General features: G+C 72.9%; 24 protein-coding genes. 9 read left to right on the forward strand and 15 right to left on the reverse strand.

What is annotated here, in order from left to right; all coding sequences use genetic code 11:
* Nucleotides 1-13 precede the first annotated feature (13 nt).
* Together AB0J53_RS14525 and AB0J53_RS14530 are read right to left on the reverse strand one after the other, a co-directional pair.
* The gene (locus AB0J53_RS14525; protein WP_364172092.1) at nucleotides 14-535 is read right to left on the reverse strand and encodes a hypothetical protein; all 522 of its coding nucleotides are present in this window, start codon (nucleotides 533-535) and stop codon (nucleotides 14-16) included.
* Between the two features lie 90 nt (nucleotides 536-625).
* Entirely contained in the window at nucleotides 626-1054 is a 429-nt protein-coding gene (locus AB0J53_RS14530; protein WP_219513364.1) for a CBS domain-containing protein, read from the reverse strand.
* A 154-nt stretch (nucleotides 1055-1208) separates the two neighbouring features.
* Between AB0J53_RS14530 and AB0J53_RS14535 the strand changes: the two genes are divergently transcribed.
* Together AB0J53_RS14535 and AB0J53_RS14540 are read left to right on the forward strand one after the other, a co-directional pair.
* Nucleotides 1209-2603 (forward strand): aminopeptidase P family protein, encoded by a 1395-nt coding sequence (locus tag AB0J53_RS14535; RefSeq protein WP_364172094.1) that lies wholly within the window; start codon nucleotides 1209-1211, stop codon nucleotides 2601-2603.
* Between the two features lie 96 nt (nucleotides 2604-2699).
* Complete coding sequence (locus AB0J53_RS14540) at nucleotides 2700-4247, forward strand: alpha/beta fold hydrolase (RefSeq protein ID WP_364172096.1); 1548 nt, start codon at nucleotides 2700-2702, stop codon at nucleotides 4245-4247.
* A gap of 3 nt (nucleotides 4248-4250) precedes the next feature.
* On the opposite strand, the gene AB0J53_RS14545 is transcribed toward AB0J53_RS14540, so the two are convergent.
* Nucleotides 4251-5672 carry an FAD-binding oxidoreductase gene (locus AB0J53_RS14545; protein ID WP_364172098.1) on the reverse strand — a complete coding sequence of 474 codons (1422 nt, stop codon included), beginning with the start codon at nucleotides 5670-5672 and terminating at the stop codon, nucleotides 4251-4253.
* A 127-nt stretch (nucleotides 5673-5799) separates the two neighbouring features.
* Between AB0J53_RS14545 and AB0J53_RS14550 the strand changes: the two genes are divergently transcribed.
* Nucleotides 5800-6423, forward strand: coding sequence for a phosphopantetheinyl transferase-like protein (locus AB0J53_RS14550; RefSeq protein ID WP_308126098.1), 624 nt, complete (start codon nucleotides 5800-5802; stop codon nucleotides 6421-6423).
* A 9-nt stretch (nucleotides 6424-6432) separates the two neighbouring features.
* Nucleotides 6433-6609, forward strand: coding sequence for a hypothetical protein (locus AB0J53_RS14555; protein WP_357590915.1), 177 nt, complete (start codon nucleotides 6433-6435; stop codon nucleotides 6607-6609).
* On the opposite strand, the gene AB0J53_RS14560 is transcribed toward AB0J53_RS14555, so the two are convergent.
* Nucleotides 6606-7532, reverse strand: coding sequence for a cation diffusion facilitator family transporter (locus tag AB0J53_RS14560; protein ID WP_308126099.1), 927 nt, complete (start codon nucleotides 7530-7532; stop codon nucleotides 6606-6608). The two genes, AB0J53_RS14555 and AB0J53_RS14560, sit on opposite strands and share 4 nt — an antisense overlap.
* Nucleotides 7533-7565: 33 nt before the next feature.
* Between AB0J53_RS14560 and AB0J53_RS14565 the strand changes: the two genes are divergently transcribed.
* Genes AB0J53_RS14565 through AB0J53_RS14575 form a run of 3 tightly spaced genes read left to right on the forward strand, consistent with a single transcriptional unit; the run spans nucleotide 7566 to nucleotide 10653 of the window.
* Nucleotides 7566-8024, forward strand: a complete 459-nt coding sequence (locus AB0J53_RS14565) for a MarR family transcriptional regulator (protein ID WP_219513405.1) — start codon at nucleotides 7566-7568, stop codon at nucleotides 8022-8024.
* 59 nt (nucleotides 8025-8083) lie between these two features.
* Complete coding sequence (locus tag AB0J53_RS14570; RefSeq protein WP_364172101.1) at nucleotides 8084-8779, forward strand: LppX_LprAFG lipoprotein; 696 nt, start codon at nucleotides 8084-8086, stop codon at nucleotides 8777-8779.
* Entirely contained in the window at nucleotides 8776-10653 is a 1878-nt protein-coding gene (locus AB0J53_RS14575) for an MFS transporter (protein ID WP_364172103.1), read from the forward strand. Before AB0J53_RS14570 ends, AB0J53_RS14575 begins: the two co-directional genes overlap by 4 nt.
* A 43-nt stretch (nucleotides 10654-10696) precedes the next feature.
* On the opposite strand, the gene aspS is transcribed toward AB0J53_RS14575, so the two are convergent.
* The 5 genes from aspS to AB0J53_RS14600 all read right to left on the reverse strand — a co-directional run bounded on the left by aspS (nucleotide 10697) and on the right by AB0J53_RS14600 (nucleotide 16327).
* Entirely contained in the window at nucleotides 10697-11962 is a 1266-nt protein-coding gene (gene aspS, locus AB0J53_RS14580; RefSeq protein WP_364172105.1) for an aspartate--tRNA(Asn) ligase, read from the reverse strand.
* 259 nt (nucleotides 11963-12221) lie between these two features.
* Nucleotides 12222-13616, reverse strand: coding sequence for a ribosome biogenesis GTPase Der (gene der / locus AB0J53_RS14585; RefSeq protein ID WP_219502646.1), 1395 nt, complete (start codon nucleotides 13614-13616; stop codon nucleotides 12222-12224).
* 28 nt (nucleotides 13617-13644) lie between these two features.
* Nucleotides 13645-14301, reverse strand: coding sequence for a (d)CMP kinase (cmk, locus tag AB0J53_RS14590; RefSeq protein WP_364172108.1), 657 nt, complete (start codon nucleotides 14299-14301; stop codon nucleotides 13645-13647).
* Between the two features lie 53 nt (nucleotides 14302-14354).
* Entirely contained in the window at nucleotides 14355-15713 is a 1359-nt protein-coding gene (locus AB0J53_RS14595; RefSeq protein WP_364172110.1) for a carotenoid oxygenase family protein, read from the reverse strand.
* Nucleotides 15713-16327, reverse strand: a complete 615-nt coding sequence (locus tag AB0J53_RS14600) for a TetR/AcrR family transcriptional regulator (protein ID WP_219502637.1) — start codon at nucleotides 16325-16327, stop codon at nucleotides 15713-15715. Before AB0J53_RS14600 ends, AB0J53_RS14595 begins: the two co-directional genes overlap by 1 nt.
* 105 nt (nucleotides 16328-16432) lie before the next feature.
* Here AB0J53_RS14600 and AB0J53_RS14605 point away from each other — a divergent pair, with 105 nt between their 5' ends.
* Both AB0J53_RS14605 and AB0J53_RS14610 read left to right on the forward strand, forming a co-directional pair.
* Nucleotides 16433-17287, forward strand: a complete 855-nt coding sequence (locus AB0J53_RS14605; protein ID WP_364172112.1) for a glycosyltransferase — start codon at nucleotides 16433-16435, stop codon at nucleotides 17285-17287.
* Nucleotides 17288-17307: 20 nt separating this feature from the next.
* Nucleotides 17308-17502, forward strand: coding sequence for a DUF2795 domain-containing protein (locus tag AB0J53_RS14610; RefSeq protein ID WP_364172114.1), 195 nt, complete (start codon nucleotides 17308-17310; stop codon nucleotides 17500-17502).
* A gap of 54 nt (nucleotides 17503-17556) precedes the next feature.
* Here the strand turns inward: AB0J53_RS14610 and AB0J53_RS14615 are convergent, their stop codons facing one another.
* From AB0J53_RS14615 to AB0J53_RS14640, 6 genes are all read right to left on the reverse strand, one after another.
* Nucleotides 17557-18654: a prephenate dehydrogenase gene (locus AB0J53_RS14615; protein ID WP_364172116.1), complete on the reverse strand. Its 1098-nt coding sequence runs from the start codon at nucleotides 18652-18654 to the stop codon at nucleotides 17557-17559.
* A 17-nt stretch (nucleotides 18655-18671) separates the two neighbouring features.
* Complete coding sequence (aroH, locus tag AB0J53_RS14620; protein ID WP_219502624.1) at nucleotides 18672-19031, reverse strand: chorismate mutase; 360 nt, start codon at nucleotides 19029-19031, stop codon at nucleotides 18672-18674.
* 70 nt (nucleotides 19032-19101) lie between these two features.
* Complete coding sequence (locus AB0J53_RS14625) at nucleotides 19102-21105, reverse strand: pseudouridine synthase (protein ID WP_364172118.1); 2004 nt, start codon at nucleotides 21103-21105, stop codon at nucleotides 19102-19104.
* Nucleotides 21102-21674: an SMC-Scp complex subunit ScpB gene (scpB, locus tag AB0J53_RS14630; protein ID WP_219502713.1), complete on the reverse strand. Its 573-nt coding sequence runs from the start codon at nucleotides 21672-21674 to the stop codon at nucleotides 21102-21104. The genes AB0J53_RS14625 and scpB overlap by 4 nt, the downstream gene beginning before the upstream one ends.
* A 244-nt stretch (nucleotides 21675-21918) precedes the next feature.
* Entirely contained in the window at nucleotides 21919-22728 is an 810-nt protein-coding gene (locus AB0J53_RS14635) for a segregation/condensation protein A (RefSeq protein WP_364172120.1), read from the reverse strand.
* A complete protein-coding gene (locus AB0J53_RS14640) occupies nucleotides 22725-23666 on the reverse strand; it encodes a ParA family protein (protein WP_219502618.1) in 942 nt (313 codons plus the stop codon). The genes AB0J53_RS14635 and AB0J53_RS14640 overlap by 4 nt, the downstream gene beginning before the upstream one ends.
* Between the last annotated feature and the right edge of the window lie 94 nt (nucleotides 23667-23760).

Here is a 23760-nt window from a genome sequence, read left to right on the forward strand (position 1 = left end):
GCAAACACCTGCTTCACGCCTTGGTCCATTCGGCGCAGCCGCCGGTCTGGAACGACTTGTCGGTGGCGAGGATGGTGACGGTGGCGGGGCCGGTCGGCATGCCGGCGTCGATCACGTCGGCGATCGAGGCGGTGGTGCCCTTCATCCGGGCCCAGTAGCAGCTCTGGGAGGCGGTGACGGGGCCGGTGGTGCGGTAGGTGCCGGGCTGGATGTCGACGCCGACGACCAGGGTGCGGAGCGTGGCGTTGCCGCCGCCGGGCCCGGCGGTCACGGGCGGCGTGCCGGTGCCCGGGGGCTGCGCGCCGGTGTCGGGCGCACCGGTGTCGGGCGCACCGGTGTCGGGCGTCCCGGTGTCAGGCGCGGCCGTGCCGGGAGCCTCGGTGCCCGGCGGCCGGCCGGTGGCCGTCGGGGCGGGCTCCGGCTCGGCCGTCGGCCCCTCGACCGTCACCGTGACCCGGGGCGCGGGCGGGGCGGCCGTCTCCCCCGAGCCGAGCCCGGCGAAGAAGCCGATCAGGAACCCCAGCACACCGGTCATCCCCGACACCAGCAGGATGATCGTCGGGCTGCTGGACGCGCGAGGGTATTCGGGAGGCCCGTACATCACCCGACCAGGGTCCCACCCCGGTCAGCGGTGAAGATAGTCCACCAGCGACGCCTTCTCGGTCTCCAGCTCCTCGATCGCGCTCTTGACCACGTCGCCGATGCTGACGATGCCGACCAGGCGGCCGTCCTCGACCACGGGCATGTGCCGCACCCGGTGCGTGGTCATGATCTTGCGCAGCTCGTCGACCCGGTCGCCGGGCGCGACGGTGCGCACCTCGGCCGTCATGATCGACGACACCGGCTCGGCGAGGATGGCGGCGCCCCGGTCGTGCAGGCGGCGCACCACGTCGCGTTCGGACACGATGCCGTCGATGGTCACGCCGTCGGCGGAGACCACGACGGCGCCGATGTTGTGCTCGGCGAGCTTGTCCAGCAGGTCGCGGACGGTGGCCTCCGGCGCCACCGTCGTGACGCCGCTTCCCTTGCCGCGCAGGATCGTCCCGATGAGCATCTGCACCACCTCGGCTCTGAGTTACCCCGGCGGGCACCCGGTTAAGCGCTTGTCGTCCCAGGCAAGCAACCGGGTGGGAGCCCGTCAAGGAGTCACGTAAGCTGCCGTACCGAAAGTCCGGGATAATCACGATCCACCTGCGGAGAGACACCTGATGAACGAGCCGCTCAACACCGGGAGCCACGACCTGCCGATCACCGGGGAGCTGGCCGCGTTCATGCGGACCGGGTGGGCCGACACCCGGCGCACGGACGTCACGGCGCTGCCGGTCGCGCCGTGGGCGGCCAAGCGGCGGGCGGCGCTGGCGAGCCGGTTCCCCGGGGAGCGGCTGGTGGTGCCGTCGGGGCGGCTCAAGGTCCGCAGCAACGACAGCGACTACCGCTTCCGCCCGCACAGCGCGTACGCGTACCTGACGGGCGCGGGCGAGCCGGACGACGTGCTCGTGATCGAGCCGTCCGGCGAGGCGCGGCTGTACGTCAGGCCGCGCTCGCCCCGCGAGGAGGGCGAGGAGTTCTACCGCGACCGCCGCTACGGCGAGTTCTGGGTGGGCCGCAGGCCGGACCTGGCCGAGGCGTCGGAGCTGTACCAGGTGGACTGCGCGCACATCCGCGAGCTGGACCTGAAGGGCTCGGCGCGGGTGCTGCGCGGCGTGGACGCCGCCGTGGACGCGATGGTGGCGCCCGGCGACGGCGACGCCGAGTTCGAGGGCTTCCTGTCGGAGATGCGGCTGATCAAGGACGAGTGGGAGGTCGGCGAGCTGCAGGCGGCGGTCGACGCCACCGCGCGCGGCTTCGAGGACGTGGTGCGCGCCCTGCCGACGGCGCTCGGCCACCCGCGCGGCGAGCGCTATCTGGAGGGCGTGTTCGGGCTGCGCTCGCGGCTGGAGGGCAACGCGACCGGCTACGACAGCATCGTGGCCTCGGGGGCGCACGCCTGCGTGCTGCACTGGATCCGCAACGACGGCCCGCTCGACCCGGCGCACCTGCTGCTGCTCGACGCGGGCGTGGAGTCCGACACGCTCTACACCGCCGACGTCACCCGCACGCTGCCGCTGTCGGGCCGGTTCGGGCCGGTGCAGCGGCAGGTGTACGAGCTGGTGTACGAGGCGCAGGCGGCCGCGATCGCCACGCTGCGGCCCGGCGCCCGCTTCCGCGACTTCCACCAGGCGGCCATGCGCGTCATCTGCGAGGGGCTGAACGAGTGGGGCCTGCTCAAGGAGTCGCCCGACACGCTCATGGAGACGGGCCTGTACCGCCGCTACACGCTGTGCAGCAGCGGCCACATGCTCGGCCTGGACGTGCACGACTGCGCCAGGGCGCGCGCCGAGGTCTATCTCGACGGCGTCCTGGAGGAGGGCCAGGTGCTCACCGTCGAGCCCGGCCTGTACCTGCAGCCGGACGATCTCACCCTGCCGGAGGAGTTCCGCGGCCTGGGCGTCCGGATCGAGGACGACCTGGTCATCACGGCCGACGGCGCCCGTCTGATGTCCGGCGCGCTGCCCCGCCACCCCGACGAGGTGGAGGACTGGATGGCTGGTCTGCTGCGCTGATGTCGGCCTGGAGGATGACATCCGTTTCGTCCTCCAGTCGGATGGTCTTGTCGGAAGATCCGGTCGATGATCGGATCCCCGACGATTGGACGCGCAGTGCGAAGACCTGTCCTGATCCTCTCGCTCCTCCCCGCTCTCGTCCTCACTCTCCTCGCGCCGCTGACGCCGGCCACGGCGAGCGCGGGCGCGATCTCCTGGGCTCCGTGCGCCGAGGACCCGTCGGCCGAGTGCGGCACGCTCACCGTGCCCGTCGACTGGCGCAAGCCGCGCGGCGAGACGTTCGAGCTCGCGCTGGCCCGGCGCAGGGCGAGCGATCCGGCGGCCCGGATCGGCTCGCTCGTCATCAACCCGGGCGGCCCCGGCGGCTCCGGCGTGGACGCCGTGGTGGGCGGCTACCTCGGCTTCACCCCGGAGATCACCAGCCGCTTCGACGTGGTGGGCTTCGACCCCCGCGGCGTGGCGCGCAGCCATCCGGTCCTGTGCTCGCTGGAGCTGGCCCTCCAGGCGCCCGACCCGCTGTCGATCAAGGACCAGGCCGGGTTCGACGCGCTGCTGGCGCACAACCGGCGCTACCGTGACGACTGCCGGGCCCGCACCGGGCCGCTGTTCGACCACGTCGACACCGGCAGCGTGGTGCGCGACCTCGACGCCCTGCGCGCCGCGCTCGGCGACGACAAGCTCACCTACTACGGCATCTCCTACGGCACGCTCATCGGCCAGCTCTACGCCGAGCGGTTCCCGCACCGGATCCGCGCGCTGGCGCTCGACAGCAACATGGACCACAGCCTGGGCACGCGGGCGTTCCTCGACACCGAGTCGTGGACCGCGCAGGACTCCTTCGACGAGTTCGTCGCCTGGTGCGAGCGCACCCGGACGTGCGCGCTGCACGGAAGGGACGTGCGGGCCGTCTGGGCGGACCTGCTGGCGCGGGCGGAACGCGGCGAGCTGAGCCTGCCGGGCTCCCCGGAGATCAAGCTGGGCAAGCTCGACCTGATCGGGCAGGCGTTCGGCGCGTTCTACGGCCCGGCGTTCAAGGAGCTGGCCGAGTTCCTGGTGGCGCTGGAGAGCGGCGCGGCGACCGCCCGCCCGATCCTGACCCCGCCCTCCACCGCCTCGTCCGCCTCGTCCGCCGAGCAGACGATCAACGATCCGACGCGCGTCTTCTGCCAGGACTACCTGCTGCCCATCCGCGACTACCGCGCCTACGAGCAGCACCTGCGCAGGTCCGCGCGCATCGCGCCGGACATGCTGGTCAGCGCGGCGGCGCATCCGATCACCGCGGCGTGTCTGGGCACCGAGGCGCCGATCCCCAACCCGCAGCACCGGCTGCGCGTCGACGGCACGCCCCCGCTGCTGCTGGGCAACGCCCTGCACGATCCGGCCACGGGCTACCCGTGGGCGGTGAGCGCGGCGCGGCAGATCGGCCGTGAGGCCCGGCTGATCACCTACGAGGGCTGGGGTCACGGCATCTACGGCCGCGGCGACTGCCCGACGCGGGCGATCGACGCCTACCTGGTCTCCGTCGACCCGCCGGAGCGGGGCCTGCGGTGCCAGGCCGTGCCGCCGGCCGAAATGTCCGCCCTGCGTCACCGGCCGCCGACCGGCCCGATCCCCGGGCTGCCCGGCTACCGCCTCACCCGATGACGGTCACGGCCGGGGCGGTTCCTCCCGCCCCGGCCGGGGCCTGACGTTGGCGTTCAGGTGGAAGACGTTGTCGGGATCGTAGGCGGCCTTGACGGCCGCCAGCCGGTCGTACTTCGCCCCGTACGAGGCGCGCACCCGCTCCTCGTCCCGGTCGGCGATGAAGTTCACGTACGAGCCCGTGCCCCCGGCGTACGGGAGCAGCGCCTCCCAGGCGGAGCGCGCCCACTCCCGCTCGGCGGGCAGCTCGTCCGCCGAGGGCGTGATCGCGGCGATGGACATCGTGTAGTGCGGCGCGCGGCTGCCGCTGAACGCGGTGGCGTCGTCGTCCCTGGCGGCGAAGGCGCCGTCGAGGCGGAAGGTCGGCAGGAACGACAGCGGCGAGGACTTGCCCGCCGCCTGCTCGCAGATCGCGGTCATCGCCTCGGGCGTGAGGCCGGGCAGGTCGAGCGCCTTCTCGTAGGCGGAGATCCCCCACGGCGCGCTCTCGTCGAGCAGCGACTGCAGTTGCGTGTACGGCATCGGCGCGACGAACTCGAACAGCGGCTCCAGCTCCCGCCTGATGGAGGCCAGCACCGCCTCGTGCCGCTCGGCCGTGGAGAACCCGGCGACGATCAGCGCGTGGCCGGGGCGCAGCCGGTGCTCCTCGGGCACGAACGGGGCGGGCGGGGCGCTCATCCCGAAGCCGATCAGCACGGCGGCGTCGTCCGGCAGGCCCGTGGCGGCGGCGTCGATGACCTCGGCGGCCTCCCTGCCGCGTTCGGCCTCCCAGAACAGCACGGCGACGTGCACGGCCGGGCCGACGGGGTGCAGCCGGTAGGTGAACGCGGTGACGACGCCGAAGTTGCCGCCGCCGCCTCGCAGGGCCCAGAACAGGTCCGGGTGGTCCCGGGCGGAGGCGTGCACCTGCTCGCCCCCGGCCAGCACCAGGTCGGCCGCCGCAAGGTTGTCGATCGTCAGCCCGTGCCTGTGGGTCAGCCAGCCGAACCCGCCGCCGAGCGTCAGGCCGCCGATGCCGGTGTGGCTGATCGTGCCGCCCGGCGTGGCCAGCCCGTGGGCCTGGGTGGCGGCGTCGACGTCGGCCCAGGTGGCGCCGCCGCAGCAGACCGCGCTGCGGGTGGCGGGGTCGACGTCGACCAGGCGCAGCGGGCTGAGGTCGAGCATGAGGCCGCCGTCGGTGACGGCCGAGCCGCCGAATCCGTGGCCGCCGCCGCGTACGGAGATCTCCAGCCCTTCCTCGCGGGCGAAGAGCACGCCCGCCGAGACGTCCTCGGGGCCGCTGCACCGGACGATCACGGCAGGGCGGCGGTCGATGGCGCCGTTCCAGATCGAGCGCAGCACGTCGTACTCGGTGTCGTGGCGGGTGACGACCCGCCCGGCGCAGCGGTCGCGGAGCCTGTCGAGCTCCGGCTTGATGAGCTGGACCATGCCGCCACCCCCAGTGCGCGACTTATCCCGAAATATCACTTAATCCTAGGATTTATCCGTATTTGGAGGGGTTGGCGGGCGGTGAAATCCCCCTCAAATTCCCTGCGCGGGAGGTACGATCCACCCAGTGACGATCACTCCTGCGACGGCCCTGGCGGCGGCGATGGGCTGCCCGCCCGACGAGGTGCGCGCGCCCCTGGAGTGGCTGACGGACGTCGAGCGCGATCGCGCCGCGCGCTTCCGCTTCGCCCCCGACCGGATCGCGTTCGTCGCCGCCCACCTGCTGGTACGGCTCTGCGCCGGCCGGGTGCTGGGCGCCGATCCCGGGGAGCTGACGCTGGCGCAGCACTGCGACGTGCACGGGCCGGGGCACGGCAGGCCGTACCTGGTCGAAGCCCCCGAACTGGGCGTGAGCCTCAGCCACACGCGCGGCTACGTGTGCGCGGCGGCCGGCCCCGGCCGCGTCGGCGTGGACGCCGAGCGGGTGCCGCCCGGCCCGCTCGACCGCACGCTGGCCCCGATCGCGCTCACCCCCGCCGAGCTGGCCGGGGCGCGCGGCAACGAGGACCTGATCCGCCACTGGGTGCGCAAGGAGGCGCTGATCAAACGGGGCGAGCTGACCCTCGCCGAGATGGCCACGGCCGAACCGGACTGGACCGGCCGCCACCTGCTGGAATGGCGCGCCGAGCCGGACGTCCTGGTGGCCGTGATCACCGACTCGCCCGCCACCCGCCTGCCGATGTCCGGATAATGTGGGCGCATGTTCTACAAGAAGCCTCTGGAGGAGCGCATCGCGGACCGGATGGCCCAGCGGCGCCCCCTCGAAGAGGGCCGGACGTTCGAGCACGGGCCGGCCAAGTTCGTGTTCGTGTCGCTGCTCGTCGCCGTGGTCGTCATGCACGTCGTCGGCGTGGCGATCGTCATGGCGTTCGACTAGCGGCGGCGGGGCGGGGTGGGGTCGAGGAACACCTGGTCGATGCCGGGAAAGCGCTCGCGCAGCCTGCGGTCCACCTCCTCACAGGCGCGCTCCACACCGCCGGCGCGCACCTCGTCCCGGAAGTCGATCTTCGCCGCGACCAGGAACCGGCCCGGCCCGATGACCATGGTGAGCAGCTCCACCACGTCCTCCACCTCCGGCTGGACGAGGAGCACCGCGCGCACCCCCGTCTCGATCGGGCGCGGCGCCGCCTGGCCGATGAGCAGCGACAGGTTCGCCTGGATGAGCGTGAGCGCGACCACCAGCAGCAGCACGCCGATGAGGACCGACGCCAGGCCGTCCCACAGCGACGACCCGGTGAGCTGCGAGCCGAGCAGCCCCAGCGCCGCGATGACCAGCCCGGCCAGCGCCGCCCCGTCCTCCAGCAGCACCGCCTTGAGCGCCGTGTCGGACGTCTTCCTGGCCAGCCGCAGCGGGCTGACCCGCCACCGGCCCGCCTCGCCGCGCAGCTGCCCGTACGCCTTGAGGAACGACACCCCCTCGATGACGAACGAGACCGCCAGCACCACGTACGCCGGGGTGAGCGCCGACAGCTCCTCCCCGCGGACGATCTCGTGCACGCCGTGGGTGATCGAGAACCCGGCGCCGCCCGCCAGCGTCGCGAACGCCGCCATCATCGCCCAGAAGAACCCCGCCTTGCCGTATCCGAACGGATGGCGCCGGTCGGCCGGCTTGCCCGAACGCCGGACCGCGACCAGCAGCAGCACCTCCGTCACCGTGTCGGCCGCCGAGTGCGCCGCCTCCGACAGCATCGCCGCCGATCCGCTGACGATCCCCGCCAGCAGCTTGGCCACCGCGATGGCGAGGTTCGCCGCCCCGGCCACCAGCACGGTGCCCAGGCTCTCTCCCGACTTCTCCCCCACCTTCGTCACTCTACGTGCGCTAGATTGGAGATCATGAGCGCGCCTCGCTGGCTTTCCCCCGCTGAGCAGCGTGCCTGGCGAACCCACCTGGCCCTGCACAAGCTGCTCATGCACCGCCTGGACCGGGAGCTTCAGGAACACGCCCTGTCACTCAACGACTACGAGATCCTGGTCAACCTGTCCGAGAGCCCCGCGCGGCGCATGCGGATGAGCGACCTGGCCGACGCGACCATCCAGTCCCGCAGCCGGCTCTCCCACCAGATCTCCCGGATGGAGGCCAAGGGCCTGGTCACCCGCGAAGACTGCCGCGACGACCGGCGGGGCACGTTCGCCGTGCTGACCGACGAGGGCTGGGAGACGATCCAGCGGGTGGCGCCCGACCACGTGGCCGGGGTGCGCGAGCACTTCGTCGACCGGCTCACCGACGACCAGCTCAAGGAGCTGGAGGCCGCCTACGGGCCCATCGTGGAGCATCTGAAGAAACTGCGCTGACACGCAGTCGATACCGCAGGGGCCGCCCGGGTGTCCGTCCCGCTCGCTACGATCCGCTCATGTTGAGAAAGCTGCTCGTGGTGGCCCTGGCCGTCGTGGCCCTGGCGGCCTGCTCCTCCGCAGGCGAGGGCGCGGCGCTGCCCGCCGGGCCCGACCTGATGCGCCAGGCCGCCGAGGCGATGAAGACGGTCAAATCCGCCGCGTTCTCCATCGCCACCGAGGGCAAGCCGAACGTGCCCGTCAAGAAGGCCGACGGGCGGCTCACCGCCGAGGGCGACGCCGACGGGACCATCACGCTGGAGGTGTTCGGCAACCTCCAGGAGGTGTCGTTCATGCTCATCGGCGACAAGGTCCACTTCAAGGGGCCGACCGGCGGCTACCAGGAGATGACCCGGCAACAGCTCGCCCAGCTCTACGACCCGTCGCTCATCCTCGACCCCGCCAAGGGCATCCCGGGGCTGCTCGCCACCGCCGCCGACCCGCTCGTCCGGGCCGAGGAGGACGGCGCCTACCGGGTCGACGTCGCCTTCACCGGGCAGGCGCTGAGCACGCTGGTGCCCGGCGTCACCGAGGGCGTCAACGGCACCGTCTGGGTCGACCGGGCCAGCAGCAGGCTCACCAAGGTGCTGCTGCAACTGCGCGAGGGCACGGTGACGGTCTCGTTCGCCGACTACGACGCGCCGGTGACGATCACGCCCCCGCCGTCGTCATCGTCGTCGTCGGCGCCGTCATCGCCGGCGTCGTCCGCGGGATGAGGAGCGCCCGCCGGGTCGTCCTCGGCGTGGGCGGGGCGGTGGTGCTGCTCGCCGCCCTCGACGCGTACGTGGTCGTGACCGTCCTCATCGACATCGCCACCGACATCGGCATCCCGCTCAACCGGCTCGAACGGGTCACGCCCGTGGTCACCGGGTTCCTGCTCGGGTACGTGGCGGCGATGCCGCTGCTGGGGCGGCTGTCCGACCGGTTCGGGCGTCGGCCGCTCATCCATGCCTGCCTGGCGGCCTTCGCGGCCGGCTCCGTGCTGACGGCGCTGGCGTCCGGGGAGGTGATGGTGGTGGCCGGCCGCACCGTCCAGGGCGTCGCCGGGGGCGCGCTGCTGCCGATCACGATGGCGCTCATCGGCGACCTGTGGGGCGAGCGGGAGCGCCCCCTGGCCCTCGGCGCGGTCGGGGCCGCCCAGGAGCTCGGCAGCGCCCTCGGGCCCGTGTACGGCGGCCTCCTCGCCGGCGTCCCCGCCGCCTCGCTGCTGGGCGTCGAGGTGGGCGGATGGCACGCCATCTTCTGGATCAACGTCCCCCTCACCCTCGCCGCCGCCCTGGCCGTCCACCACGCCCTCCCCTCCCCCACCAAACCCCCACCCCCCTCCCCTAAAGCCCCCACCCCCACGGAGGGGCTCCCCGAGCCCGAGCAGCCCCTCCCCTCCGGCGCCCACGCCCTCACCGATGGCACCCACCCCTCCGGCGAGGACACCCACTCTCCGGAAGGGCGGCCCTCCGCCGACGCCCCCGCCTCCTCGGGCGGCCCCGGCCTCGCGGAGGGGCTCCCCGCGCCCGCGCAAGCCGTCCCATCTGGAGGGCACGCCGCCGCCGGTACCCCCGGTTCCCCCGGGCTCGTGGACGGGCTCCCCGCGCCCGCGCAACCCCTCCCCTTGGAAGGACCCGCCCCCGCCGAGGGCGCCCGTTCCCTGGAGGAGGGGCGGGGTTCCGTCGAAGAGGCTGTGGAGCAGGCCGGGGCCAAGGGTTCTCAGGCGGAGGCGGTGGATCTGGTCGGGGGCGGGTTGCTGGCGTTGGCGCTGGCGTTGCTCGTGGTGGGTCTGTACAACCCGGATCCCGCCCATGCCGTCCTGCCGCCGTGGGGCCTGCCGGTGATCGGGGCGGGCCTGGTGGCGGGGGCGGCGTTCGTGTGGTGGGAGATCCGCTCCCCGGTGCGCCTGCTGGACCTGTCGCAGGTGCGCAGGGGCCCGCTGCTGGCGACGCTGGCGGTGAGCTTCCTGACGGGCGCGGCGCTCCTGGTGACGATGGTGTTCGTGCAGTTCACGGCGCAGACGCTGCTGGGGCTGGACGCGCTGGACGGGGCGCTGGTGCTGGGCCGGTTCCTGATCGCGCTGCCGGTGGGCGCGCTGCTGGGCGGGTTGCTGGCGCGCCGGTTGGGCGATCGGCTGGTGACCGTGGGCGGGCTGCTGGTGGCGGCGGCCGGTTATGCGCTGATGAGCCGGTGGCCGCTGGAGCTGGCGGAGGCGCGGGCGATGGTGGACGGCACGCTGGTGGTGGCGGGGCTGGGGGTGGGCCTGGTGATCGCGCCGGTGTCGGCGGCGGTGCTGCGGCTGACGCCGCCGCGCCAGCACGGGGTGGCCTCGTCGGCGGTCGTGGTGGCGCGGATGATGGGCATGCTCATCGGCATCGCCGCCGTGTCGGCGTGGGGTTTCTACCGGTTCCAGTCGCTCACGGCGCATCTGGACACGCCGCTGCCGTTCGGCGTCGACGCGGCGGTCTACGCCGAGCGGCTGGAGGCGTACACGGCGCGGGTGGAGGCGGCGCTGCACGTCGAGTACACGGAGATGTTCCTGGTGACGGCGTTCATCTGCCTGGCGGGCGCGGCGGTGGCGCTGCTCATGCCCAGGAAGGGGTGACCCGCCCCCAGCAGGGGCGGGTCACCGCGGAGTCACCCCGGAGTCACGGCGTGAGGCGGTGCAGGTCGCGCGGGAACGCGGTGACCTGCCGGATGTTGGCGGCGCCGGTGAGCCGGGCGGTCCAGCGTTCCAGCCCGATCGCGAACCCGCCGTGCGGCGGCATCCCGTACGCGAACGCCTGGAGGTAGCCCTCGTACGGGGCGGTGTCCTCGCCCCGGGCGGCGAGGGCGTCCAGGTAGTCCTGGTGCCGGTGCAGCCGCTGTCCTCCGGTCACCAGTTCCAGCCCTCTGAAGAGCAGGTCGAAGCCGTTGGAGTAGCCGGGCCGGTCAGGGTCGGGATGGGTGTAGAAGGGCCGTTTGGCCATCGGGTAGCCGGTCACGTACAGGAATTCGGACCCGTGCTCGGCGAGCGCCCATTCCGACAGCCACCGTTCCTGGGCGGGTGACAGGTCGGGTTCGTCCTCGCCGGTCATGCGCTGCGCCTCGGTGAAGTGGATGGCGGGGATCTCCTGGGGCACGTCGGGCAGCCGGGCGCCGAGCGTGGCGACGGCGGCGGGGGCGCGGTCCCGTACGGAGTCGAGCATGCCCGCCAGGGCTTCGCGCAGAACCGCCATCACGTCGCGGTGGTCGCGCACGAAGCCGAGCTCGGCGTCCAGGCTGGTGTACTGGGCGAGGTGGCGGACGGTGTCGTGCGGTTCGGCGCGGAACACCGGCCCCACCTCGTAGACCCGCTCGAACACGCCGACCATCGCCTGCTTGTAGAACTGGGGCGACTGGGCGAGGTAGGCGGGCCGGCCGAAGTAGCCGATGCCGAAGACGTTCGCGCCGGACTCTGTGGCCGAGGCGACGATCTTGGGCGTGTGGATCTCGGTGAAGCCGAGCCGGTCGAGCGTGCCGCGGAACCCGGCGACGGACGCGGCGGAGATCTCCAGGGGCGCGCGCAGCGCCGGGTGGCGCAGCGCGGCGGGGGCGTGGTCGAGCACCGTCGGCAGCGCGGCGGGGATCGACGGCCGGTAGAGGTCGAACGGCGGCGCCTGGACCGGCTCGGTCAGCACGCGCACCTGGGCCTCGGTGAGTTCGACGCCGCCTGGCGCCTGCTCGTTGGCCGTCACGGTCCCGGTGACCTCGACGACGCTCTCCTCGCCGGGCAGGGCGCCGTCGTGGAAGACCGCCTGGGCGAGCCCGGCGCGGTCCCTGACGATGAGGAAGGACACGGATTTCAGCTGCCGGCGGCGATGGACCCAACCGGCGATCGTCACTCGTCGTCCGGCGAACTCGGCGAGCTCGGCGGACAGGACACGAGAGATCATCACAACTCCTTGCGGATATGCGTGACCCCTTGGGAGTGCGGGGGAGAAGGGAGCTCCCGGTGCCACCGCACTTTCACCGCCCGCGAGGGGCGGCCTCCAGGACCCGATGACGGGGGTCAGGCCGGCGAGGCATTTCCTCCTCGCACTCGGGAGTGTCTTCACCGGGGGGCGCGGGGCCGCCTTCACAGCGACCGGCGGCTCTCTCGGCCCGCGCGGGCCCCGGTTACTCGTCTCCGTCTACGCGTTGTCCCGCATCGTATCAGCGGTCCTTCTTCTGGCGCTTCTCGCGGATCTTCATCGTGACCTCGATGGGCGATCCGGCGAAGCCGAACTCCTCGCGGATGCGCCGCTCGATGAAGCGGCGGTAGGTGTCCTCCAGCCAGCCCGAGGTGAACAGCACGAACTTGGGCGGCTCGATGGACGCCTGGGTGGCGAACAGGATCTTCGGCTGCTTGCCGCCGCGCACGGGGGGCGGCGTCTGCTGGATCAGCTCGGTGAGGAACGCGTTCAGCCTGGACGTGGGCACCCGCGTGGACCAGGAGTCGAGCGCCTTCTCCAGGGCCGGGACGAGCCGGTCCATGTGGCGGCCGGTCTTGGCGGAGATGTTGACGCGCAGCGCCCACGGGGTGCGGACGAGCTGGCGGTCGATCTCCTTCTCCAGGTAGTAGCGGCGGTCCTCGTCGACCAGGTCCCACTTGTTGAAGGCGACGACCATGGCGCGGCCGGACTCGATGACCAGGGTGATGATGCGCAGGTCCTGCTCGGTGAGCGGCTCGCTGGCGTCGATGAGCACGATCGCCACCTCCGAGCGCTCCAGCGCCGCCCTGGTGCGCATGGCGGCGTAGAAGTCGGCGCCCTGCAGCTCGCGGTCGCGCCGCCGGATGCCGGCGGTGTCGACGAAGCGCCAGGTGCGCCCGCCGAGCTCGATCAGCTCGTCGACCGGGTCGCGGGTGGTGCCGGCCATCGGGTCGACGAGCACCCGCTCCTCGCCCGCGAGCTTGTTGAGCAGCGAGGACTTGCCGACGTTGGGCTTGCCGAGCAGCGCCACCCGGTAGGGGCCGCGCTGCTCGCCGAACGTGACGGCGGGCGTCTCGGGGAGCGCGTCGAGCACGACGTCGAGCAGGTCGCCGCTGGAGCGGCCGTGCAGGGCGGAGACCGGGTAGGGCTCGCCCAGGCCGAGCGACCACAGGGCCGCGGCCTCCAGCTCGAGCTGCTGGTTGTCGACCTTGTTGGCGGCCAGGATGACCGGTTTGCCGGACTGCCGCAGCACCGAGCCGACGATCTCGTCGGCGTCGGTGGCGCCCACGCTCGCGTCGACCACGAACACGATGACGTCGGCCAGCTCGACGGCGACCTGCGCCTGCTCGGCGATGCGCAGGTTCATGCCGGTGGCGTCGGGGTCCCAGCCGCCGGTGTCGACGACGGTGAAGCGGCGGCCACGCCAGTTGGCCTCGTAGGTGACGCGGTCGCGGGTCACGCCCGGCACGTCTTCGACGACCGCCTCACGGCGGCCGATGACCCGGTTGACCAGCGTCGACTTGCCCACGTTGGGGCGGCCGACGATGGCCACGACCGGGAGCGGGCCACTGTCGGCCTGCTCGTCGGATACTTCGAGATCGTCGAGGTCTGCCTCGACCCAATCCCCCGTTGACACAGTGTTCGTCCTTATGAGTCCCGCACCCTCAGGTGCGCTCCTTGACCAGTCTCAGCACCTCCGCGATGACCTCCTCGAGGTTCAGCGCGGTGGTGTCGAGCTCGACGGCGCCAGCCGCCATCGAGAGTGGATCGGTCTTGCGTGTCGAGTCCAGGGTGTCACGCCTGGCCAGGGCCGCGACCTGCGCCTCGGCCGTGGTGCCGGCCAGCTCCGCGGAGCGCCGCAGGGCGCGGGCCTCGGGGCTGGCCGTCAGGAAGATCTTGACGGGGGCGGCGGGGGCGACGACGGTGCCGATGTCGCGGCCCTCGACCACGATGCCCCCGGCGCCGATGATCTCCCGCTGGAGCGCGACCAGCCGGGCGCGCACCTCGGGGACCGCCGCCACGGCGGACACCACGCCGGTCACCTCGTCCTCGCGGATCGGCCCGGACACGTCCGTGCCGCCGACGTGGATGGACGGGGCGTCGGGGTCGGTGCCGGAGACGATCTCGGCCTCGCCGCAGCGCGCCGCGACAGCCTCCGGGTCGGTGAGGTCGACGCCCTGCTTGAGCATCCACCAGGTCATGGCCCGGTATTGGGCGCCGGTGTCCAGGTAGCGCAGACCCAGCGCGCGGGCGACTCCGCGCGACGCGCTCGACTTGCCCGACCCCGAAGGGCCGTCCATGGCGACGACCAGACCGGTCACGACTCTCCCTCTTCAGCTTCCTTTACCCAACCTGAAGAGGCTACCGCCTCCCGTCAGTCGGCGACCCAGCTCCCGTGGAAGCCGAGCGGCACCCGGGCGGGCAGGTGGACGACGGCGACGGGTTCGCCGGTGAAGTCCTGTGCCGGGAGGATCACCAGGTCGGCGGCGCCCCGGTCGGGGTTGTTGACGTAGGAGAGCACGTACCCGTCGTCCTCGGCCTCGCCGGCGGCGACGAACACCGGCTCGCCCACGTACGCGCCGCGGCCGAACTGCCGCCGCTCCTGGGTGCCGCTCCTGAGGTCGTGCTTGACGAGCGTGTTGTCGAACGCCTCGTCGGGCAGGTCCTCCATCTCGGCTTCGCCGGGGTAGAGGACGTCCGTCAGGTCGTGGGTGGCGGCGGTGTAGCCGTAGCGGTAGGGCAGGCCGGTGCGCCGCTCGTCCATGCGGGGGAACTCCTGGGCCCGCTCGTCCAGCCGGGTCCGGCTCACCCGGCCGGACGCCGGGTCGATCCGCCACCGGTCGAGCGACGGCTCGCCGCCGCGGTCGAGGCGGGCGTCGACGAACCGCTTGGGGTAGCTGACCACGTCGACGACGACCTGGTCGCCGTCGTCGTAGGCGTTGAGGGTGTGGAAGACCCAGCACGGCTCGATCTCCACCCAGCGGATCTCGCCGGTCGCGCGCGACATCAGGCCGACGCGGGAGGGATGGTCGTCGTTCCACGCGTACGGCATCGGCGCGCCCTGCTCGGCGTGGGCCATGCTGAACGTCACCGGCAGGTCGTACAGGACGACGTAGCGCGCGGTGAGCGCGAAGTCGTGCATCATCGGCTTGTCGGCGAGCTGGATGTCGCGCGTGTGGATCACCGTGCCCTTGGCGTCGAGCACGATGTGCTGGTTGTGGTCCCAGTTGACGGAGTACGCCACCGCGTGCAGCTCGCCGGTGACCGGGTCGAGGTGGGTGTGGGCGGCGTAGCCCCCGGGCAGGCCGCCGTCGAAGTCGACCGGGCCGAGCGTCTCGAGCTCGTAGTCCAGCTCGTACGGCAGCGTGCCGGCCTCCATCGTCGCGTACGTGCGCCCGGCCACGCCGATCACGTGGGTGTTGGGCGAGAAGTCCAGGCCGGCGTGCGACAGCGCGGACCTGGGCTGCTCGCCGAGCCGCCCGGCGACGTCGACGCTGCGGACCCACCGGTTGCGGTACCACTCGGCGCGGCCGTCGCGCAGCCGTACGCCGTGCACCATGCCCGCGCCGAGGAACAGGTGGGAGGCGCCGGGGTCGTCGAGGCCGAGCGGGTTGGGCCCGTTGCGCAGGTAGCGGCCGTTGAGCTCGGCCGGGATCCGGCCGGTGACCGGCAGGTCGTAGGCGGTGATCTCCTCGGTCGCGGGCGTGAATCCGCCCCGGTACGGGGTGTCCATCAGGTGGTCCTCTCGTCGTGGGTCAGGAAGGGGTGGAGCACCGAGGCGCAGAGGAGCCGGTAGCGCGCCTCGGCCTCCTCCGGCTCGAAGTAACCGGAGATCTCCAGGCTCACGGCGCCGTGCATGGCCATCCAGAGCACGTCGGAGATCTCCACGGCGGCGGGGCCGCGCAGCAGGCCGGTGTCGAGGCACTGCTGGACCCAGGTCACGAGCAGGTCGAAGGTCCGGCGCGCCGCGTGTGCCGCGTCGGCGCCGGGCTCGAACCGGGACAGCGCGCCCATGAACATGGCCCGGTAGTAGTCGGGCTGGTCCAGCGCGTACGCCCGGTAGGCGGTGATCCCGGCCTGCAGGCGCTCCAGGGGCCCGTCGCCGGGCACCGAGAGCAGCCGCTGCTCGAACCGGGCGAACCCCTCCAGCCAGAGCGCCTCGGCGAGGCCGTCCTTGCCGCCGAAGAGCGTGTAGATCACTTTCGTGGAGCAGCCCGCCTCGCCGGAGATCCGGCGCACGGTCAGCGCGGCGGGGCCCTCGGTAACCAGGAGGTGGGTCGCGGTGTCGAGGATGGCGGCCCGGACGACGTCCTGGCCTTCGCGCTGGGCCTGCTGGTACACGGTCACTGGTAACACCGTTTCTGCGCGGTAACACTGTTACCGCATTTCTACCGCACCCGCCGCCCGGCGTCAACGCGAGTAAGCCGGTCCTCACCGGAAAGGTGAGGCCGTGTGACGGACAACTCCAGCCGGGTGACGGTCGTCGTGGCCACGATGAACCGGCTGCGCGCGCTGCAACGCTCGCTCCCCCGCCATCCGGGGCCGGTGATCCTCGTCGACAACGGCTCCACCGACGGCACTCCCGGCTTCGTCCGGCGCCACTTCCCGCACGTGCGCGTGGTCGAGGCCGGCCGCAACCTCGGCGCGCCCGCCAGGAACATCGGCGTCAAGCTGGCCGAGACGCCGTACGTGGCCTTCGCCGACGACGACTCCTGGTGGGCCGGAGGCGCGCTGGAACGGGCCGCCGACCTGTTCGACGCCCATCCGCGGCTGGCCCTGCTCGGCGCGCGGGTGCTGGTCGGCCCCGAGGAACGGCTCGACCCGGTCAGCGAGCTGATGCGCGACTCCCCGCTCGGCGTCGACGCCGACCTGCCGGGGCCGAGCGTGCTGGGCTTCCTGGCCTGCGGGGCGGTGGTGCGCAGGGAGGCGTTCCTGGAGGCGGGCGGGTTCGACGACGTCGTCTTCTTCTTCGGCGAGGAGGAGCGCCTGGCGGTGGACCTGGCCGCGCGCGGCTGGGGGCTGGCCTACGTCGACGACGTGGTGGCCCACCACCACCCCGCGCCGCCCCGCGACCCGGCCGGCCGCCAGTCGCTGGCCGTGCGCAACGCCGTCCTCACCGCCGTCCTGCGGCGCCCCTGGCGCGTGGTCGCGCTGCTCTCGCTCGACGCCGTACGCCGCGGCCCGCGCGGCTGGCACGGCCTGCGTACGGCGCTCCCCCGGCTGCGGCGAGCCCTGGCGCAGCGCCGGGAACTGCCGCCGGAGGTGGAACGCGCCCGCCGCCTTCTGGACAATGGTTACAAAGCGTGACAGTCGGGTAACACAGAGTCATGACTACTGCATCGAATCCGATCCAGCTCCAGAAGCACCTCAAGGGCGTCGACTACCCGGCCACCAAGGCCGACCTGATCGACGCCGCCCGCCGCCAGGGGGCCGACCAGGCCACGCTGAAGGCGCTGGAAGCCATGCCCGACCGCCAGTACGACGGCCCCAACGCCGTGAGCCAGGCGGTCACCCAGCGCTGACCCGTCGGCGCTTCGGAGGGTCCCGGTGGACGTCCACCGGGGCCCTTCGGCGATCTAGGGCACCTGCCAGCCGCGCTCGACCAGCGCCTGGCTCAGCCGGGCCGCCGAATCGGGCTGCACCGACAGCTCGGCCACACCCAGCGGCAGGCCGGGCGCGTGCTCCAGGCGGACGTCCTCGACGTTGACGCCGACCTCGTCGCACACCTGGAAGAGCCGGGCCAGCTGGCCCGGCCGGTCGCCGATGACGACCTGGACCACCACGTACGCCGGCGCCGGGCCGCCGTGCTTGCCCGGGATGCGGCCGTGACCGGCCACGCCGCGCTTGAGCAGCTGGGTCACCTCGCCGCCCGCCGTGCCGTCACCCCCGGCCAGCGCGCGCAGCGCCGACGCGGCGTCGGCCAGATCACGCGAGACCGCCTCCAGCACCTCGGCCACCGGGGCCGCGTTGCCCGACAGGATGCCCAGCCACAGCCCGGGATCGCCGCCCGCGATCCGCGTCACGTCACGCACGCCCTGCCCCGCCAGCCCGAGCGCCACGTCGGAGGCGTCGGCCAGCCGGGCGGCCACCGCCGAGGCGGCCACGTGCGGCGCGTGCGAGACGACCGCCACCGCCCGGTCATGGTCGGCGGCGTCCACCTCGACCGGGTTGGCGCCGCACAGCTCGATCAGCCGCAGCACCGCCGCGACCGCCTCGCCCGACGCCTCGCCGGTGGGACAGTAGGCCCACGGGCGGCCCAGGAACAGGTCGGCGCGCGCCGCCCCCGGCCCCGACCGCTCGCGCCCGGCCAGCGGGTGCGAGGCCACGTAGGCCGCCAGGTCGCAGCCCAGCCGCGCCGCCTGCTCGATCGGCTCCGCCTTGACGCTGGCCACGTCGGTGTAGAAGCGGGCCACGCCGCGCTTCTGCAGCTCCAGCAGCTCGGTCGCCACCTGGCCCGGCGGCACCGCGATCACCGCGAGATCCGCCGCCGGCCCGTCATCCTGGCCCCCGGGCTGCCACTCCTCGCCCGCGCCCAGCTCCCGGGCCAGCCGCACGGCGCCCGGATCGCGGTCGGCGAGCAGCACCCGCACGTCCTTGCGCCGCAGCGCCAGCGCCAGCGAGGTGCCGATGAGACCGGTGCCCACAACCAGCACGGTGCGCAGTTCGGTGGCCATGTCGTCGTCCCGGGATCCTATTGAGCGATGTCCTGCCGGAGCGCGACCGCGCCCCGCAGGTAGACGTGCTGGACGGCCGAGCGCGGCCGGTCGGTCTCGACGTGCGCCATCAGCCGCACCACCCGCGGCAGCGCGCCCGGCACGTCGATCTCCGTGGTGCAGATCAGCGGCACCTCGTGAAAGCCCAGCTTGCGCGCCGCCAGCGCGGGGAACTCCGCGGTCAGGTCGGGCGTCGCCGTGAACAGCACGCTGATCACGTCATCCGTGGTGAGCTCGTTACGCTCCATGATCTGGGTGACCAACTCGGTCGTGGCCTCGATGATCGAGCCACGGTCGTTGGCATCCACCTGGATCGCCCCGCGGATCGCCCGCACCATGCGCTTCGCCCCTTCGATAAGCGGGAGAGCCCGTGCGGAGGGTCGCACGGGCTCCTGCGTCGCGGCCAGATTACAGCTTCACGGCCGCGTAAAGCTCGCCGACCTCCTTCAGGGACAGCGCCCTGACGGTGCCCGGCTTCGTACGCCCCAGCTTGACCGGCCCGAACTCGATCCGCGCCAGATCGATCACCCGGTGGCCCGCCTCCTCCAGCATGCGGCGCACCACGTGCTTGCGGCCCTCGTGCAGCACCACCTCGACCAGCGCCTGCTGGCCGTGCTCCTGCACGATCGCGAAACTGTCGGCCCTGGCCAGACCGTCCTCCAGCTCGATCCCCTGCTTGAGCCTGCGGCCCAGGTCACGCGGGATCGGCCCGGGCACCTTCGCCCAGTACTTCTTCTGCACCCCGTAGCTGGGATGCGTCAGCCGGTTGGCCAGCTCGCCGTCGTTCGTGAGCAGCAGCAGGCCCTCGGTCTCGGTGTCGAGCCTGCCCACGTGGAACAGCCTCGGCGCCAGCTCCTCCACGAAGTCGGCCAGGCACGGCCGGCCCTGCGGGTCGTCCATCGTCGACACGACGCCGATCGGCTTGTTCAGCGCGTAGTAGACCAGGTCAGGGGCCGTCGGGATGCGCTTGCCGTCGACGTGGATCACCTGCGCAGCCGGGTCCACCTTGGCCCCGAACCTGCGCACCACCTGGCCGTTCACGGTGACCCGGCCGTCGCCGATCATCTCCTCGCAGGCCCTGCGGCTGGCCACGCCCGCCTGGGCGAGCACCTTCTGCAGCCGCACGCCGTCCGGCACCTCGGTGGTGTCGCGCTCGTCGGTGTAGCCGTCGGGGAAGAAGTCACGGTCGCGCATGGGCTGCCGCGCCGTCTTGAACCGGTCACGCGCCGGCCCGCCCTCGCCCCGGCCGCCGCCTGAGCCGCCGGGACCGCCTGGGCCGCCGAACCCGCCGTCGCGCCTCCCGCCGTCGCGGCGCGCGCCGCCGATGGTCTGCACGCCGTCACGCCCGGAGGTACGCCCGCCGCGCCCGGAGTCGTCACGCCGGCCGAACCGGCCCCGCGATCCGCCGCGCGCCGCGTCGTCCCTGCGCCCGCTCCGGTCGGCCCGGAACCCGCCGCGCTCCTCGCGCGGCCCACGGGTCTCCCCGGAGCCCCGCCCGGCGCCCTCACGCCCTTCGTACCGGTCACGCCCGGCATACCGGTCGCCGCCCTGGTAGCGGTCGCGGCTCTCGAACCGGTCACGGCCCTCGGCACGGTCGCGGCTCTCGAACCTGTCGCGGCCCTCAGAGCGGTCACGGCTCTCGAAGCGGTCGCGGCCTTCGTTCCGGTCGCCGCCGCTGAAGCCTGTACGCTCGCGGGCGTCTCGGGTGGCGGGGCGGCCGTAGCGGGCGCGGGAGCCGCCGCGGTCGGCGCGCAGCCCGTCACGGGCGCTCTCGTCCCTGAACCCGCGCTCAGCCGTGCCCCGGCCCTCGGAACGGAACCCGCCACGCTCGTCGCGGGACCCGCGCCGGTCGCCGCGGAAACCCTCACCGTCGCGGAACCTGTCACGGTCACCGCGCCCGCTCGGGGCCCCGGCGCGCCGGTCCCCCTGGTAGCCGGCCCGGTCGTCACGGCCCCGGGAGTCCCCGCCACGGGAACCGTCCCGGAACCCGCCGCCGCGCGAACCCGCACGGTCCTGGAACCCGCCGCCGCGCGAACCCGCACGGTCCTGGAACCCGCCGCCGCGCGAACCCGCGCGGTCCTGATAGCCGCCGCCGCTCCGCGAACCGGAGCGGTCCTGGAAGCCGCCGCCGCCCGAACCGGCGCGGTCGTCACGGCCGCCGCGGTCGTCGCGGAAGCCGCCGCGCTCGCCCCGGCGGGAGGCGCGGAAGTCGTCGCGGCGCGCGTCGCCGCGGGTGTCGTCGCGGCGGGGGCCGCCGCGTTCGCCATCTCGATGGGAACCGCCGCGGAAGTCGTCGCGGCGTCCGCCGCGGCTGTCGTCCGAGCGGAAGGCGGGACGCCCGCCGCGGCCGGAGCCGCCCGCGCGTCCTCGACCGCGTCCCTCACCGGACGGGGTGCTTCGCCTGTTGATCACTTTGTCGTCTCCTCGAGGTTTTCCACGTCGTCGGGGAGGAAGGGCGCGAGCTCGGGGAGCTCGCTGATGTCCCGCAGTCCCAGACGTTCAAGGAAGTATGAGCTTGTCCGGTAGAGCACCGCTTGGCTCTCCGGGTCGGTGCCGGCCTCTTCGACCAGCCCTCTCGCGACGAGCGTCCGCATGACGCCGTCGCTGTTGACGCCGCGTACGGCGGCGACACGGGCGCGGCTCACCGGTTGCCGGTAGGCCACGACCGCGAGAGTCTCCAGCGCGGCCTGGGTCAGCCGCGTCTGCTGGCCGTCGCGTACGAACCGCTCGACCAGCCCGGCGCAGTCGGCGCGCGTGTAGTAACGCCAGCCGCCCGCGACCTCTCTCAGATCGAAACCCCGCCCGGCGGCAGTGTATTCCTCGGCCAGCTCCCGCAGCGCCGCCGCCACCTCGTGCGTGGGCCTCTCCAGCACCTGCGCCAGCGTCACCTCGGCCACCGGCTCGTCGACGACGAGCAGGATGGCCTCCAGCGCCGCCTTGAGCCCGGGCCCTTCCCCGGACCCCTGAGCCGCCTCCCCCACCGTACGCGTCGCGCCGGGCTCCGCCGTCCCGCTGCCCGCCGCACCGGCGCCGGGAAGGGGCGGCGCGTCGTCCGCCTCCGGAAGAAGGCCAGCCGCCTCGTCCGGGAAGACCGCCGCGCCGGGCTCCGCCGTCCCGCTGCCCGCCGTGCCGGCGTCTGGAGGCTCCGGTTGGGGGTCGGTCAGGGCGCCGGGGAGGGTCATCCAGGCGGGGATGCGGTCGGCGCCGCGGGGGGCCTGGGGGTGGTCAGTCATCTGCTGCTTTCTCCGCGCTCTCCTCGTAGTCGTCCCTCACCGAGACGTCGCCGTCGTCGGCGCCCGTCCAGGTGACGTGCAGGTCGCCGAGCGGTTCGAGCTGGTCGAAGGTGACCGCCGACTCCCGGAAGAGCTCCAGGACGGCGAGGAAGCGGGCGATGACCTCGAAGGTGCCCTCGCAGTCGGCGACCAGGGCCCTGAAGGTGGCTCTGCGCATGCGGCGCAGCCGCTCGACCAGGATAGCGGCTTGTTCGCGGACGCTGGCGAGTGGTTGGTAGATGTGGCCGACGCTGACGGTGGGCGGCAGCTTCGGGGTGAAGGCCTTGGCGGCGATGCGGGCGAGCTGTTCGGGCCCGATGCCGAGGATGAGCTCGGGCAGCAGGTTGGCGAACTGGGGCTCCAGGGGGACGGTGCGGGGGAAGCGGAGCGCCTCGTCGGCCATGCGCCCGGCGAAGACCTTGGCCACCTCCTTGTACGCCTTGTACTGCAGGAGGCGGGCGAACAGCAGGTCGCGGGCCTCCAGCAGGGCGAGGTCCTCCTCGTCCTCGACCTCGCCGGAGGGCAGCAGCCGGGCGGCTTTCAGGTCGAGCAGCGTGGCGGCGACGAGCAGGAAGTGGCTGGTCTGGTCGAGGTCCCATTCGGGGCCGCGGGACCGGATGTAGGCGATGAACTCGTCGGTCACCTGGGACAGCGAGACCTCGGTGATGTCGAGCTTGTGCTTGGCGATCAGGCCGAGGAGCAGATCGAAGGGGCCTTCGAAGACGTCCAGGTGGACCTGGAATCCCTGCTGCTGCTCGGTCACCTGGCCATTGTCGCAGCCGCGGGCCAGCGCGAGAGCACCTCGCGCGCCAGCTCACGGTAGGCGTTGGCGCCCAGGGACGAGGGGTCGAAGGTGGTGATGGGCTCGCCGGCGACGGTGGCGTCGGGGAAGCGCACCGTACGGTTGATCACGGTGTGGAACACCTTGTCGCCGAACGCCTCGACGACGCGGGCGAGCACCTCGCGGCCGTGGAGGGTACGGGCGTCGTACATGGTGGCGAGCAGGCCCTCGATCTCGAGGTCCTCGTTGAGCCGCTCCTGGACCTTGGTGATGGTGTCCATGAGCAGGGCGACGCCGCGCAGCGCGAAGAACTCGCACTCCAGCGGCACCATGACGCCCTGGGCGCAGGTGAGCGCGTTGATGGTGAGCAGGCCGAGCGACGGCTGGCAGTCGATGAGGCAGACGTCGTAGTGCGGCAGCAGCGGCTTGATGACGCGGCCGAGCACCTGCTCGCGGGCGACCTCGGTGACGAGCTGGACCTCGGCCGCGGACAGGTCGATGTTGCTGGGCAGCAGGTCGAGGCCCTCGACGCCGGTCTCCAGCAGCACGTCCTCGGCGGTGACGTTGCGCTCCATCAGCAGGTTGTAGACCGTGAGGTCGAGCTGGAGCGGGTTGATGCCGAGGCCGACGGACAGGGCGCCCTGCGGGTCGAAGTCGACGAGCAGCACCTTGAGGCCGTATTCGACGAGGGCGGCGCCGAGGTTGATGGTGGTGGTGGTCTTGCCGACCCCGCCCTTCTGGTTGACCATGGCGACCACGCGGGCCGGGCCGTGGACGTCGCGCGGCGCGGGCTCGGGGAACACCGGCCGGGGGCGCTGGGTCGGGCCCAGGTTGACGCCCGTGGAGGGCGCGTTGGTCTTCGTGTCTCCCCAGGGGTTGTCGGGGGTCCCCGGGGCCGAACCGTTGGTCTTCACAGTCACCAGCTCGAACCTCCCTGACGATCCCGAACCGGACCGTCCGGACGGACACTATGGCGTCACCACTTAACGCGGCAAGGCGGCACGCCGATGTGCC

Source organism: Nonomuraea sp. NPDC049725, from assembly GCF_040674795.1.
Taxonomy (GTDB): domain Bacteria; phylum Actinomycetota; class Actinomycetes; order Streptosporangiales; family Streptosporangiaceae; genus Nonomuraea; species Nonomuraea ceibae.